This window comes from Pseudomonas sp. B21-059, from assembly GCF_026016285.1.
GTDB lineage: Bacteria > Pseudomonadota > Gammaproteobacteria > Pseudomonadales > Pseudomonadaceae > Aquipseudomonas > Aquipseudomonas danubii.
On record NZ_CP087201.1, the window covers coordinates 2,263,076 to 2,275,618 of the forward strand.

Genomic DNA, 12,543 nt, shown 5'->3' on the forward strand with positions numbered 1-12,543 from the left:
CATGGCAACAATCAAGGATGTGGCAGCGCTGGCGGGGATTTCCTACACCACGGTGTCCCATGTGCTGAACAAGACGCGGCCGGTCAGTGAAGAGGTGCGGGTCAAGGTCGAGGCGGCGATCAAGCGCCTCGACTATGTGCCCAGTGCGGTGGCCCGCTCACTCAAGGCCAAGACCACCGCGACCATCGGCCTGCTGGTGCCCAACAGTCTCAACCCCTACTTCGCCGAACTGGCACGAGGGATTGAGGACTACTGCGAGCGCAACGGTTACTGCGTGATCCTCTGCAACTCCGACGATAACCCGGACAAGCAGCGCAACTATCTGCGTGTGCTTCTGGAAAAGCGCATCGACGGGCTGATTGTGACGTCCGCTGGTGGCGACAGTGGTCTGGCCCAGGGTCTGGCCGGGGTGCGCACGCCGATGGTGATTGTCGACCGTGGGCTGGAAGGGGTGGACGCCGATCTGGTGCGTATCGACCACCATTACGGTGCCTACTTGGCGACCCGGCACCTTCTGGAGCTGGGGCACCGGGACATCGCCTGTATCGGCGGGCCGGCCAACACCAGCGTGGCGCAGATGCGCCTGGCGGGGTTTCGCCAGGCGTTGCAGGAAGCCGGTGTCGAGGTGCCAGCAGGGCGCATCCTGGAAAGTGACTTCAGCAGCACTGGTGGTTATCGGGCTGCGGCGCAGTTGCTTGAGAGTCGCCCGCCAAGCGCCATTTTCGCCGCTAACGACATGATGGGCATCGGTGTGTTGCGGGCGGCGGCGGAGCGCAATATCCGTGTGCCCAGTGAGCTCTCGGTGATCGGCTTCGACGACATTCTCATGAGCCGTTATGTCTACCCGGCGCTGACCACGGTGGGTCAGTCGATCCTGCAACTGGGGGAGACCGCGGCAGAGTTGCTGCTGCGCCGGATCGCTGCGCGGGAGTTGCCGGTCGACCAGCGCATCGTTACGCCGAATATTGTCTTGCGGGAATCGACTGCGCCGCTCAGTAGCGCATTTGCCGAGTACCGCTGAATCCAAATGATTGAGTATCGATGTATGCCAGCAAAAGTAGTGGTAGTGGGAAGCCTCAATATGGATCTGGTGACCCGGGCCGAGCGCTTGCCGCGAGGAGGCGAGACGCTGATTGGCAAATCCTTTGCCACGGTGTCCGGAGGCAAGGGAGCCAATCAGGCAGTGGCGGCCGCCAGGCTGGGGGCGCAGGTGTCGATGGTCGGCTGTGTTGGCGATGATGCCTATGGCGAGCAATTGCGCAGTGCCTTGCTCGCCGAGCAGATCGATTGCCAAGCGGTGAGCGTGGTAGAGGGTTCCAGCGGCGTAGCCCTGATCGTGGTGGATGACAGTAGCCAGAATGCAATTGTCATCGTCGCCGGTGGCAACGGCCTGCTCAGCCCCGAGAAGGTTGCGGGGTTTGATCGGGTGTTGCAGGAGGCGGACGTGATCATCTGTCAGTTGGAAGTGCCTCTGGCAACGGTGGGGTACACCCTCAAGCGCGGGCGTGAGCTGGGCAAGACGGTGATTCTCAATCCGGCGCCGGCCAGCGGCCCGCTGCCAGAGCAGTGGTACGGCTCGATCGACTACCTGATTCCCAATGAAAGCGAGGCGTCCGCCCTCAGTGGCGTGGCGGTGGACTCGCTGGAGAGCGCCGAAGCTGCGGCCGGTCGCTTGATCGCCGCCGGTGCCGGCAAGGTCATCATCACCCTGGGGGCGCAAGGTTCGCTGTTTGCCAATGGCCGCAGTTTCGAGCATTTTCCGGCGCCCAAGGTCAAGGCCATCGACACCACGGCCGCGGGGGATACCTTCGTCGGTGGTTTTGCCGCCGCCCTGGCTGCCGGCAAGAGCGAGGCCGAGGCGATCCGCTTTGGTCAGGTCGCTGCGGCGCTTTCGGTGACGCGCGCCGGTGCACAACCTTCCATTCCCACACTGTCCGACGTACAGGCCTTTGTCCCTTCATGAAAAAGACACCTTTGCTCAATATTGCCCTGTCACGCTTGATTGCCTCTTTGGGCCACGGCGACATCGTGGTGATCGGTGATGCCGGTCTGCCGGTGCCAACTGGCGTCGAGTTGATCGATCTGGCCCTGACCCACGGCGTGCCCGATTTTCTCGGCACGCTCAAGGTGTTGCTCAGCGAGATGCAGGTGGAGAGTCATGTGCTGGCCGAGGAGATTCTGCTGAAGCGGCCGCAGCCTTTACTGGGGCTGGACGTGCTGAACCTCAGTGGCGAGCTGGGGGAGCGCAGACTGATGAGTCACGAAGATTTCAAGGTGCTCAGTCGCCAGGCTCGTGCAGTGATTCGCACGGGAGAGTGCCAGCCGTATTGCAACATCGCCCTGGTTGCCGGGGTGACCTTCTAGGCCGCTGTCCGGCTTTTCCTTACCTTGCACAAGGAGTGCGCCATGCACCGCTATGCTCTGCTGTTTCAACACTGGTTCCGGAGTCTGCTGCTCTTGTCTCTACTCACTGCTACCGGCGCTCAGGCGGCGGAAAAAATCGATCTGATCATCGACACCGACCCGGGGGCCGACGATGTGGTGGCTCTGTTGTTCGCCCTGGCATCGCCCGAGGAGCTGCATATTCGTGCCTTGACCACGGTGGCGGGCAACGTACGTCTGGACAAGACCTCGCGCAATGCTCGCCTGGCCCGTGAGTGGGCTGGTCGCGATGAAGTGCCGGTCTACGCCGGGGCGCCAAAACCGCTGCTGCGCACGCCGATCTATGCCGAGAATATCCACGGCAAGGAAGGCATTTCCGGGGTGACTGTGCATGAGCCCAAGGCGCCGCTGGCCAAGGGCAATGCGGTCAACTATCTGATCGATACATTGCGGGCGGCCAAGCCCCACAGCATCACCATCGCCATGCTGGGGCCGCAGACCAACCTGGCACTGGCATTGATCCAGGCGCCGGATATTACCCAGGGCATCAAGGAAGTGGTGGTCATGGGTGGCGCACACTTCAATGGCGGCAATATCACCCCGGTGGCCGAGTTCAACCTGTTCGCCGATCCTCAAGCGGCCGAAGTGGTGCTCAAGAGTGGCGTCAAGCTGACCTACCTGCCACTGGACGTCACCCATAAGGTGCTGACCAGCGAGGCGCGACTGCAGAAGATCGCCGCCTTGAACAACAATGCCAGCAAGGTGGTAGGGGATATCCTCAATGAGTACGTCAAAGGCGACATGGAGCACTACGGTATTCCCGGCGGCCCGGTGCATGATGCGACGGTGATCGCCTATCTGCTCAAGCCTGAGCTGTTCAGCGGGCGTCAGGCCAACATGGTTGTCGACAGTCGTGAAGGGCCGACGTTCGGCCAGACCATCGTCGACTGGTATGACGGCCTGAAGCAGGAAAAGAACGTGTTCTGGGTTGAGAACGGTGATGCTCAGGGCTTTTTCGACTTGCTCACCGAGCGTCTGGCTCGCCTCAAGTAAGCAGCACCTCCGCAGGCTCCTGCCTGCGGGGTTCTATTCCCGTTCCGGGTCCTGTGCGCCTGGGTGATCAGCAGGGTACTTCTCGAAAACCTGCTCAATGAACGCCCAGGCGGATTGGGTTCCCAGCTCCTTGACCAGCAGGTCTATGCCAATGATCGCCAACTCTTCCGGGCTCCCTGGGCTGTAGGAGCACTGGCCCTGGGGCCATTTGGCTTTGATGTCGGCGTCGATACTCACGGTGGCCATGAAAGTCTCACGAATTCGGATAAGGCGGGCGCCAGGGTCGGGCCTGGGCGGGTGTTTGCTGCGTCGCAGAGTTAACCATGTTGCCGGGCGTTTGGCACTCCGACTTAGGCATCAAGCGGGTGCTATGCGACACTGGCGCTTTTCCTGCGCTCAAGGAAGCTTCTGTGCAAATCGATTTGAATCAGCCTGATGCCCTGACCCTGGAGGCGGTGCGCCAGCTTCTGGCTTCGGCCAGTGACAACGTGCATACCCAGTTGCGTGTCACCAGGACCGGGATTGCCTACATCTCTTCGGGAGTGGTGGGAGGTGTCGACATCGAGGGTTTGTTGTTTCGCCTGGAAACCTGGGCAGCCGGATCCGGCTATGTCGGCAACGTGGCGGCCAGTGATGAGGTTTGGGTAATGCAGATCTTCAATGCACTCAAGCAGAACTGGCCGAAACCGGCGTTCGACTACATCGATATCTATTGAGTGCTGTTCATATTCAGTGACGATTGTCCTGTGAAAGTGTCGCGATGCCTGAGGCAGACTTACTCGCTGTCCGTGACATAGGGCAAAAGGCCATTTTGTTTTGAAACCAAAAGCCAAATCGGCTGTCGCACGATCTCTGCTTAATTTTGAAAAGGAGGCTTCATGCCTTGGAAGCTCGCTTCATTCGGAACCTTGTTGGCCGCTGTTGTCCTCAGTGGATGCAGCACCACCGGGTCGACAAAGGAACCTGTGGCCTCTGAATCCGGGCACACGCGTTGTGAAGCAACAGCTGCCGAATTTGCCGTCGGCAAGAAGGCTTCTCCCGAACTGCTGGAGCAGGCCCGTACTCGCGCAGGAGCGCAATATGCGCGTTTCCTCAAGCCTAATGACATGATTACTCTGGAGTACCGCTCCGACCGCCTGAACCTCAATACCGATGCCGGCCTGGTGGTTACTCGGGTCAACTGTGGTTGAGGCTTAGGTTTTTGGCCCGCGCATAAAAAACCCCGTCACATGGACGGGGTTTTTTTAGCTCGCTGAAAACTTACTCAGGGCGAACTTGTGCAGCTTGCATACCCTTTTGGCCTTTCTCAGCCACGAAGGAAACGGTTTGGCCTTCTTTCAGGCTTTTGAAACCGTCGCTTTCAATAGCTTTGAAGTGTACGAACAGGTCGTCACCGCCACCTTGAGGAGTGATGAAGCCGAAGCCTTTTTCATCGTTGAACCATTTTACGGTGCCGGTTTGGCGATTAGACATGGTGTATCTCCAAGAAACATATATTTTCAGTAGTGCTGTGCTGCTCAGGCCAACTGGGCACACCGAGCTATCATAGTCGAAATGTTCGGCTTGGGAGCCCCCTGTAGGTGCTCTTTGCCCGATGTGTCCGTGTATTTTGCCGTTCGATTTGCCTGTAGGCCCCGGTTTAAGGGGCTTTCGCGGAAAACAAACGGTGATAAAAAAACCCGTAAAAGCTGCGTAAATTGTGAAAAAAACCGCGTTTCAGGCCTGCTGACAGGCCTTGGTGCAGCCTGTTTCGTGCGGTGGTTGGTTATTTGACCACTCGGCAAGCAGCGATGGCGTCCAGGGCTCGGGTTCGCAGTTCTGCACTAGGTTGCTTGGATTTACTCATCAGCTCCTTGATTTCATCGGTGGTGAATTTTTCATTCAGCTTCTCTGCACCGCAGGCGCAATGTTTCTCGGCGCTTTTGGCGTCGATGCTTTGGCTGGCTGCTGCAGTGCAATCCTTCATATAGTCGGCACGAGCTCCGGCAGGCCATGCAGCTTGTGCGCTCAAGGGCAGGAGCAGGGCGAGTGGGGCGGCCAGGGTAAGCAATTGGGTAAGGCGCATGAGTCGAGTTCTCCTGAGGTCGATAGCAAGGACGACGATTCTCTTGGTATTTGAGGTTCGGCGTACATCGCAAGTTCACTTTCTTCAATAAAAGACCGGAAAGTATCTTTTGGGAAACTTGCTGCGCGGTGCTTGCGATTTATCTGTGCTAGCATGCCCGGCTTGGGTGTTTTCAAGCTTTGGGTGTTGCACTTCTCCCTCGCGGTCTATGCCTCATTAATTTTGATTTGAACCCCAGTCACTCTGGTTCGGTTTCCCGGTTGGCCGCAAGGCTCTTGCCACTGTGAGGCAGGCGTTTGTTACAGAACGGCCGGACTGAATCGCGTACTGGCTCATCCCAACCCACGTGACCTTTGGTAGGGGTCACCACTAGGAGAGGAGGCGCCATGCCCACCATTACTCTTCCCGACGGCAGTCAACGTTCATTCGATCATGCGGTATCCGTAGCCGAGGTCGCTGCATCTATTGGCGCAGGTTTGGCTAAGGCCACCCTGGCCGGCAAGGTCAATGGCAAGCTGGTCGACGCCTGCGATGTGATCGACAGCGACGCAACCCTGCAAATCATCACGCCAAAGGACGAAGAGGGGCTTGAGATCATTCGCCACTCTTGCGCTCACTTGGTAGGGCATGCGGTCAAGCAGTTGTATCCGACCGCCAAGATGGTCATCGGCCCGGTCATTGATGAAGGCTTCTATTACGACATCGCCTATGAGCGTCCCTTCACGCCCGAAGACATGGCGGCTATCGAGCAGCGCATGCAGCAGCTGATCGAGAAAGACTATGACGTGATCAAGAAGGTCACCCCGCGAGCCGAAGTGATTGAAGTGTTCAAGTCTCGTGGCGAGGACTACAAGTTGCGCCTGGTGGAGGACATGCCGAATGAGCAGGCAATGGGCCTCTACTATCACGAAGAATATGTCGACATGTGCCGCGGTCCGCACGTGCCGAACACGCGCTTCCTGAAGTCGTTCAAATTGACCAAGTTGTCTGGTGCCTACTGGCGCGGCGACGCCAAAAACGAGCAATTGCAGCGGGTTTACGGTACTGCGTGGGCGGATAAGAAGCAGCTCGCTGCCTATATCCAGCGTATCGAAGAGGCCGAAAAGCGCGACCATCGTAAGATCGGCAAGCGTTTGGGCCTGTTCCATACCCAGGAGGAAGCGCCGGGCATGGTGTTCTGGCACCCCAATGGTTGGACCTTGTACCAGGTGCTCGAGCAGTACATGCGCAAGGTGCAGCGTGAAAACGGCTATCTGGAGATCAAGACTCCGCAAGTGGTCGATCGCAGCCTTTGGGAAAAGTCCGGGCACTGGGCCAACTATTCCGAGAACATGTTCACCACCGAATCGGAAAGCCGCGACTACGCGATCAAACCCATGAACTGCCCGTGCCACGTGCAGGTGTTCAATCAGGGTTTGAAGAGCTACCGCGAACTGCCGATGCGCCTGGCCGAATTCGGTGCTTGCCACCGTAATGAGCCTTCGGGAGCGTTGCACGGCATCATGCGTGTACGTGGTTTCACTCAGGACGATGCTCACATCTTCTGTACTGAAGATCAGATGCAGGCCGAGTCCGCTGCGTTCATCAAGCTGACTATGGATGTCTATGCCGACTTCGGCTTCAAGGACATCGAGATGAAACTTTCCACTCGTCCTGAAAAACGTGTGGGTTCCGATGAGTTGTGGGACCGTGCGGAAAACGCACTGGCTGCGGCTTTGGACAGTGCCGGGTTGCCGTATGATCTGCAGCCGGGCGAGGGCGCGTTCTATGGTCCGAAGATCGAGTTCTCGTTGAAAGACTGCCTCGGGCGTGTATGGCAGTGTGGTACCTTGCAGCTGGATTTCAATCTGCCGATCCGTCTGGGTGCTGAATACGTATCCGAAGACAACAGCCGTAAGCATCCGGTGATGCTGCACCGGGCGATTCTCGGTTCCTTCGAGCGTTTTGTCGGGATTCTGATCGAGCATTACGAGGGCGCGTTCCCTGCGTGGCTGGCTCCGACTCAGGCCGTGGTGATGAATATCACTGATAAACAGGCAGATTTTGCCCTTGAAGTAGAAAAAACACTCAATCAAAGCGGATTTCGTGCCAAGTCCGACTTGAGAAATGAAAAGATCGGCTTTAAAATCCGCGAGCATACTTTGCTCAAGGTTCCCTATCTCTTGGTTATTGGAGATCGGGAGGTCGAGATGCAGACTGTCGCTGTGCGTACCCGTGAAGGTGAAGACCTGGGCTCGATGCCTGTGGACCAATTCTCGGCGTTCCTCGCACAAGCGGTTTCCCGGCGTGGTCGCCAAGATTCGGAGTAATTATTATTAAGCGTGATATGAGACAAGATAAACGAGCTGCACCGAAAGCCCCGATCAACGAGAATATCTCGGCACGCGAGGTTCGGTTAATTGGCGCTGACGGCGAGCAGATTGGCATCGTCTCGATTGATGAAGCGCTTCGTATAGCTGAAGAAGCCAAGCTGGATTTGGTGGAGATTTCCGCCGACGCAGTCCCACCTGTTTGCCGGGTGATGGATTACGGCAAATCGATCTTCGAAAAGAAGAAACAGATTGCTGCTGCGAAGAAGAACCAGAAGCAGATTCAGGTTAAAGAAATCAAGTTTCGTCCAGGGACGGAGGAAGGGGATTACCAGGTAAAACTGCGCAACCTGGTACGTTTCCTGAGTGACGGGGACAGGGCCAAGGTATCCTTGCGATTCCGCGGCCGTGAGATGGCCCACCAGGAGCTGGGGATGGAACTCCTCAAGCGGGTTGAAGCTGACCTGCAAGAGTACGGTTCTGTCGAACAGCATCCTAAGATGGAAGGACGCCAGCTGATCATGGTCATCGCCCCGAAAAAGAAGAAGTAATCAACAGGGCACGGCAGGCCTTCTGATTATGTTTATCAACTGAATGCGGAGTATCCGAACATGCCAAAGATGAAAACCAAAAGTGGTGCTGCTAAGCGGTTTCTGAAAACTGCTAACGGTATCAAGCACAAGCACGCTTTCAAGAGCCACATCCTGACCAAAATGTCGACCAAGCGTAAGCGTCAACTGCGCGGTAGCAGCTTGCTGCATCCGTCTGACGTGGCAAAAGTCGAGCGCATGCTGCGCCTTCGTTAATTTTTGGATCAAGAATAGAGGAAGTAACTCATGGCTCGTGTAAAGCGTGGCGTCATTGCCCGTAAACGTCACAAAAAAATTCTGAAACTTGCTAAAGGCTACTACGGCGCACGCTCGCGCGTATTCCGTGTTGCCAAGCAAGCGGTAATCAAGGCAGGCCAATACGCCTACCGCGACCGTCGTCAGAAAAAACGTCAGTTCCGCGCTCTGTGGATCGCTCGTATCAACGCTGGTGCTCGTACTAACGGTCTGTCTTACAGCCGTCTGATCGCTGGCCTGAAAAAGGCGTCCATCGAGATCGACCGTAAGGTTCTGGCTGATCTGGCAGTGAACGAAAAAGCGGCGTTTGCTGCGATTGTCGAGAAAGCTAAAGCCACCTTGGCTTAAGTACCCCCGACAGTCATCCGGGCTCACCTTTCGTGGGCTCTGGTGTTAAACGTCATAAATAGGGGAAGAGCCTTCAAGCTCTTCCCCTATTTTGTATCTGGAGTCTGTACATGGAAAACCTGGATGCGCTGGTTTCTCAAGCACTTGAGGCCGTGCAACACGCTGAAGACATCAATGCCCTGGAACAGATCCGGGTTCACTTCCTTGGCAAGAAGGGCGAGCTGACTCAGGTGATGAAGACCCTGGGCAACCTGCCTGCCGAAGAGCGCCCGCAAGTCGGAGCGCTGATCAACGTTGCCAAGGAGCGTGTAACAGAGGTTCTCAATGCGCGCAAAATTGCTTTCGAGGAGGCGGAACTCAGCGCCAAACTCGCTGCCGAGTGCATTGACGTAACTCTGCCGGGCCGTGGCCAGACCTCTGGCGGTCTGCACCCGATTACGCGGACCCTGGAGCGTATCGAGCAATTCTTTACCCACATTGGCTACGGCATCGCCGAAGGCCCTGAGGTCGAAGACGACTATCACAACTTCGAGGCGCTCAACATCCCAGGCCATCACCCGGCCCGGTCGATGCATGACACCTTCTATTTCAATGCGAACATGCTGTTGCGCACCCATACCTCGCCGGTACAGGTCCGCACCATGGAATCGCAGCAGCCGCCGATTCGCATCGTCTGCCCAGGCCGTGTGTATCGTAGCGACTCCGATATCACTCACTCGCCGATGTTCCATCAGGTCGAAGGCCTGCTGGTGGATCGCGACATCAATTTTGCCGACCTGAAAGGCACCATTGAAGAGTTCCTGCGGGTGTTCTTTGAAAAAGAGCTGGCCGTGCGTTTCCGACCTTCGTACTTCCCGTTCACCGAGCCATCCGCTGAAGTCGATATGGAATGCGTGATGTGCAGCGGTAAAGGTTGCCGCGTCTGCAAGCAGACCGGTTGGCTGGAAGTCATGGGCTGCGGCATGGTTCACCCAAATGTGCTGCGTATGTCCGGGATCGACCCGGAAGAGTTCCAGGGCTTTGCCTTCGGCATGGGCGCCGAGCGTTTGGCCATGCTGCGTTACGGTGTCAATGACTTGCGCCTGTTCTTCGACAACGACTTGCGGTTCCTTGCGCAATTTCGCTAGTCGCGCGTCCGTAACGAATCTATTAGGAGAGCAGGATGAAATTCAGTGAACAATGGCTGCGTGGCTGGGTTAGCCCGCAGGTGAGTCGTGACGAGCTAGTTGCTCGTCTGTCGATGGCCGGTCTTGAGGTTGACAGCGTAACGCCAGCCGCCGGTGATTTCAGTGGTGTAGTGGTGGGCGAGGTGCTGAGCACCGAGCAGCACCCAGATGCCGACAAGCTGCGCGTATGCCAGGTCAGTAACGGCGCGGAGACCTTCCAGGTGGTTTGCGGTGCACCTAACGTGCGTCCAGGCTTGAAGATCCCATTCGCGATGATTGGCGCCGAGCTGCCGGGCGACTTCAAGATCAAGAAAGCCAAGCTGCGTGGCGTTGAGTCCAACGGCATGCTGTGTTCCCAAGCCGAACTGCAGATTGGTGAAGGCAGTGATGGTCTGATGGAGCTGCCGGCCGATGCTCCGGTGGGGGAGGACGTTCGCGTCTATCTGAACCTGGACGATGCCAGTATTGAGGTCGATCTGACTCCAAACCGTGGTGACTGCCTGTCGCTTGCCGGTCTGGCCCGTGAGGTCGGTGCGCTCTATGCCGCTAAAGTGCAGCGCCCTGAAGTAAAAGTGGTTGCCGCAGCGCACGACGAAGTACGCCCTGTGGAAGTGCTTGCTCCGACGGCCTGCCCGCGCTATCTGGGTCGGGTTATTCGCAATGTCGATTTGTCCAAGCCGACCCCTCTGTGGATGGTTGAACGCTTGCGTCGTGCCGACGTGCGCAGTATCGATGCGGCGGTGGACATCACCAACTATGTGATGCTCGAACTGGGCCAGCCGCTGCATGCTTTCGATCTCGCCGAAATCAACGGCGGTATTCGAGTGCGCATGGCCGAAGAGGGCGAGAAACTGGTACTGCTCGACGGCCAGGAAGTTACTCTGCGTAGCGATACCCTGGTGATTGCTGACCACACCCGTGCTCTGGCAATCGCTGGCGTTATGGGCGGTGAGCACAGTGGCGTTACCGCAAACACCCGCGACGTGTTTTTGGAAAGCGCTTTCTTCGACCAGATTTCGGTTGCTGGCAAAGCCCGTTCCTATGGCCTGCATACCGATGCTTCTCATCGCTATGAGCGTGGTGTGGACTGGCAGCTGGCTCGCGAGGCCATGGAGCGTGCAACTGGCTTGTTGCTGGAGATCACTGGCGGCGAAGCTGGTCCGATCATCGAAGCTGTCAGCGAGCAGCACTTGCCATCTGTTGCACCTGTGACGCTGCGCGCTGAGCGCATCACCCAGATGCTGGGCATGGAAATCGACGGTCCCGAGGTCGAGCGTCTGCTCACGGCGTTGGGCCTGACAGTCACTGCTGATGGTGCAGACCAGTGGCGCGTTGAAGTGCCAAGCCACCGTTTCGATATCAGCCTTGAAGTCGACTTGATCGAAGAGTTGGCGCGTCTCTACGGTTACAACCGTTTGCCGGTTCGTTATCCGCAGGCTCGCCTGGCTCCTCAGGCTAAGGCGGAAGCGCAAGGTGATCTGCCTGCCCTGCGGCGTCTGCTGGTAGCCCGTGGTTATCAGGAAGCAATTACTTACAGCTTCATCGATCCGAAATTGTTTGAGCAGTTCAATCCAGGTGTTGAACCGCTGCTATTGGCCAACCCGATTTCGGCTGACATGGCGGCCATGCGCTCTTCTTTGTGGCCTGGCCTGGTCAAGGCACTTCAGCACAACCTGAACCGTCAGCAAGATCGCGTCCGCATGTTTGAAAGCGGCTTGCGCTTTATCGGTCAACTGGAAGGCTTGAAGCAGCAGCCAATGTTGGCCGGCGTCGTTTGCGGCAGTCGCTTGCCTGAAGGTTGGGCGCAAGGTCGCGACGGTGTCGATTTCTTTGACGTCAAGGCAGATGTCGAGGCAGTGCTGGGCCTTGCTGGCGCACTGGATGAATTCACTTTTGCTCCGGGCAAGCATCCTGCGCTGCATCCTGGCCAGACTGCACGTATCGAGCGTGATGGTCGTGAGGTCGGTTATCTGGGGGCTATTCACCCGGAACTGGCAAAAAACCTCGGCCTGGATCGTCCGGTTTACGTGTTTGAGCTGGTTCTGGGCGAGGTAGCTCAAGGTCGTCTTCCGAAGTTCCACGAGCTTTCGCGTTTCCCAGAAGTACGCCGTGACCTGGCATTGCTGGCGGATCGTGACGTGGCGGCGAGCGCAGTACTGGACGTAATTCGTGAAAATGCAGGCGAATGGCTGACAGACCTCAGGCTCTTTGACGTCTATCAGGGTAAAGGCATTGATCCGCATAGAAAAAGCCTTGCCGTCGGCTTGACCTGGCAGCATCCATCGCGCACTCTTAACGACGATGAGGTGAACTCCACGACACAAAACATCCTCACCTCGCTCGAACAAAGGTTGAACGCCACGTTAAGGAAGTGA

At 57.3% G+C, this 12,543-nt stretch carries 15 protein-coding genes; 12 read left to right on the forward strand and 3 right to left on the reverse strand.

The features are described 5' to 3' along the window. Position 1: 1 nt before the first annotated feature. From LOY69_RS10355 to LOY69_RS10370, 4 genes are read left to right on the forward strand one after another with little or no spacing between them, the layout of a single operon-like run. Positions 2 to 1,021: a LacI family DNA-binding transcriptional regulator gene (locus LOY69_RS10355; RefSeq protein WP_110596813.1), complete on the forward strand. Its 1,020-nt coding sequence runs from the start codon at positions 2 to 4 to the stop codon at positions 1,019 to 1,021. Between the two features lie 24 nt (positions 1,022 to 1,045). After that, the gene (gene rbsK / locus LOY69_RS10360; protein WP_102882487.1) at positions 1,046 to 1,963 is read left to right on the forward strand and encodes a ribokinase; all 918 of its coding nucleotides are present in this window, start codon (positions 1,046 to 1,048) and stop codon (positions 1,961 to 1,963) included. Then, on the forward strand, positions 1,960 to 2,364 hold the full coding sequence (gene rbsD / locus LOY69_RS10365) for a D-ribose pyranase (RefSeq protein ID WP_102882486.1): 405 nt from the start codon (positions 1,960 to 1,962) through the stop codon (positions 2,362 to 2,364). Before rbsK ends, rbsD begins: the two co-directional genes overlap by 4 nt. Positions 2,365 to 2,406: 42 nt before the next feature. Then, positions 2,407 to 3,435: a nucleoside hydrolase gene (locus LOY69_RS10370; protein WP_102863619.1), complete on the forward strand. Its 1,029-nt coding sequence runs from the start codon at positions 2,407 to 2,409 to the stop codon at positions 3,433 to 3,435. Between the two features lie 33 nt (positions 3,436 to 3,468). Here LOY69_RS10370 and LOY69_RS10375 read toward each other — a convergent pair whose 3' ends face one another. After that, complete coding sequence (locus LOY69_RS10375) at positions 3,469 to 3,681, reverse strand: hypothetical protein (RefSeq protein WP_102882485.1); 213 nt, start codon at positions 3,679 to 3,681, stop codon at positions 3,469 to 3,471. A gap of 164 nt (positions 3,682 to 3,845) precedes the next feature. Between LOY69_RS10375 and LOY69_RS10380 the strand changes: the two genes are divergently transcribed. Beyond that, positions 3,846 to 4,151 (forward strand): hypothetical protein, encoded by a 306-nt coding sequence (locus tag LOY69_RS10380; RefSeq protein WP_102863615.1) that lies wholly within the window; start codon positions 3,846 to 3,848, stop codon positions 4,149 to 4,151. Between the two features lie 162 nt (positions 4,152 to 4,313). Then, positions 4,314 to 4,625, forward strand: coding sequence for an I78 family peptidase inhibitor (locus LOY69_RS10385; RefSeq protein WP_102863613.1), 312 nt, complete (start codon positions 4,314 to 4,316; stop codon positions 4,623 to 4,625). 70 nt (positions 4,626 to 4,695) lie between these two features. Here the strand turns inward: LOY69_RS10385 and LOY69_RS10390 are convergent, their stop codons facing one another. Continuing rightward, positions 4,696 to 4,908 (reverse strand): cold-shock protein, encoded by a 213-nt coding sequence (locus LOY69_RS10390; protein ID WP_003179963.1) that lies wholly within the window; start codon positions 4,906 to 4,908, stop codon positions 4,696 to 4,698. A gap of 292 nt (positions 4,909 to 5,200) precedes the next feature. Continuing rightward, entirely contained in the window at positions 5,201 to 5,500 is a 300-nt protein-coding gene (locus LOY69_RS10395; RefSeq protein ID WP_102882483.1) for a hypothetical protein, read from the reverse strand. A 386-nt stretch (positions 5,501 to 5,886) separates the two neighbouring features. Here LOY69_RS10395 and thrS point away from each other — a divergent pair, with 386 nt between their 5' ends. From thrS to pheT, 6 genes are all read left to right on the forward strand, one after another. Beyond that, a complete protein-coding gene (gene thrS, locus LOY69_RS10400; protein WP_102863610.1) occupies positions 5,887 to 7,809 on the forward strand; it encodes a threonine--tRNA ligase in 1,923 nt (640 codons plus the stop codon). After that, positions 7,809 to 8,360: a translation initiation factor IF-3 gene (gene infC / locus LOY69_RS10405; protein ID WP_169893379.1), complete on the forward strand. Its 552-nt coding sequence runs from the start codon at positions 7,809 to 7,811 to the stop codon at positions 8,358 to 8,360. Before thrS ends, infC begins: the two co-directional genes overlap by 1 nt. A gap of 60 nt (positions 8,361 to 8,420) precedes the next feature. After that, positions 8,421 to 8,615 carry a 50S ribosomal protein L35 gene (gene rpmI / locus LOY69_RS10410; protein ID WP_002553160.1) on the forward strand — a complete coding sequence of 65 codons (195 nt, stop codon included), beginning with the start codon at positions 8,421 to 8,423 and terminating at the stop codon, positions 8,613 to 8,615. Positions 8,616 to 8,645: 30 nt separating this feature from the next. Then, on the forward strand, positions 8,646 to 9,002 hold the full coding sequence (rplT, locus tag LOY69_RS10415; RefSeq protein WP_016963673.1) for a 50S ribosomal protein L20: 357 nt from the start codon (positions 8,646 to 8,648) through the stop codon (positions 9,000 to 9,002). A 110-nt stretch (positions 9,003 to 9,112) separates the two neighbouring features. Next, positions 9,113 to 10,129 carry a phenylalanine--tRNA ligase subunit alpha gene (gene pheS, locus LOY69_RS10420; RefSeq protein ID WP_170002273.1) on the forward strand — a complete coding sequence of 339 codons (1,017 nt, stop codon included), beginning with the start codon at positions 9,113 to 9,115 and terminating at the stop codon, positions 10,127 to 10,129. Between the two features lie 35 nt (positions 10,130 to 10,164). Then, positions 10,165 to 12,543, forward strand: coding sequence for a phenylalanine--tRNA ligase subunit beta (pheT, locus tag LOY69_RS10425; protein ID WP_265074457.1), 2,379 nt, complete (start codon positions 10,165 to 10,167; stop codon positions 12,541 to 12,543).

Coding starts and splice junctions, on each gene's coding strand:
- LOY69_RS10355 (WP_110596813.1), top strand. CDS start 2: ATGGCAACAATCAAGGATGTGGCAGCGCTGGCGGGGATTTCCTACACC.
- rbsK (WP_102882487.1), top strand. CDS start 1,046: ATGCCAGCAAAAGTAGTGGTAGTGGGAAGCCTCAATATGGATCTGGTG.
- rbsD (WP_102882486.1), top strand. CDS start 1,960: ATGAAAAAGACACCTTTGCTCAATATTGCCCTGTCACGCTTGATTGCC.
- LOY69_RS10370 (WP_102863619.1), top strand. CDS start 2,407: ATGCACCGCTATGCTCTGCTGTTTCAACACTGGTTCCGGAGTCTGCTG.
- LOY69_RS10375 (WP_102882485.1), bottom strand. CDS start 3,681: ATGGCCACCGTGAGTATCGACGCCGACATCAAAGCCAAATGGCCCCAG.
- LOY69_RS10385 (WP_102863613.1), top strand. CDS start 4,314: ATGCCTTGGAAGCTCGCTTCATTCGGAACCTTGTTGGCCGCTGTTGTC.
- LOY69_RS10390 (WP_003179963.1), bottom strand. CDS start 4,908: ATGTCTAATCGCCAAACCGGCACCGTAAAATGGTTCAACGATGAAAAA.
- LOY69_RS10395 (WP_102882483.1), bottom strand. CDS start 5,500: ATGCGCCTTACCCAATTGCTTACCCTGGCCGCCCCACTCGCCCTGCTC.
- thrS (WP_102863610.1), top strand. CDS start 5,887: ATGCCCACCATTACTCTTCCCGACGGCAGTCAACGTTCATTCGATCAT.
- rpmI (WP_002553160.1), top strand. CDS start 8,421: ATGCCAAAGATGAAAACCAAAAGTGGTGCTGCTAAGCGGTTTCTGAAA.
- rplT (WP_016963673.1), top strand. CDS start 8,646: ATGGCTCGTGTAAAGCGTGGCGTCATTGCCCGTAAACGTCACAAAAAA.
- pheS (WP_170002273.1), top strand. CDS start 9,113: ATGGAAAACCTGGATGCGCTGGTTTCTCAAGCACTTGAGGCCGTGCAA.
- pheT (WP_265074457.1), top strand. CDS start 10,165: ATGAAATTCAGTGAACAATGGCTGCGTGGCTGGGTTAGCCCGCAGGTG.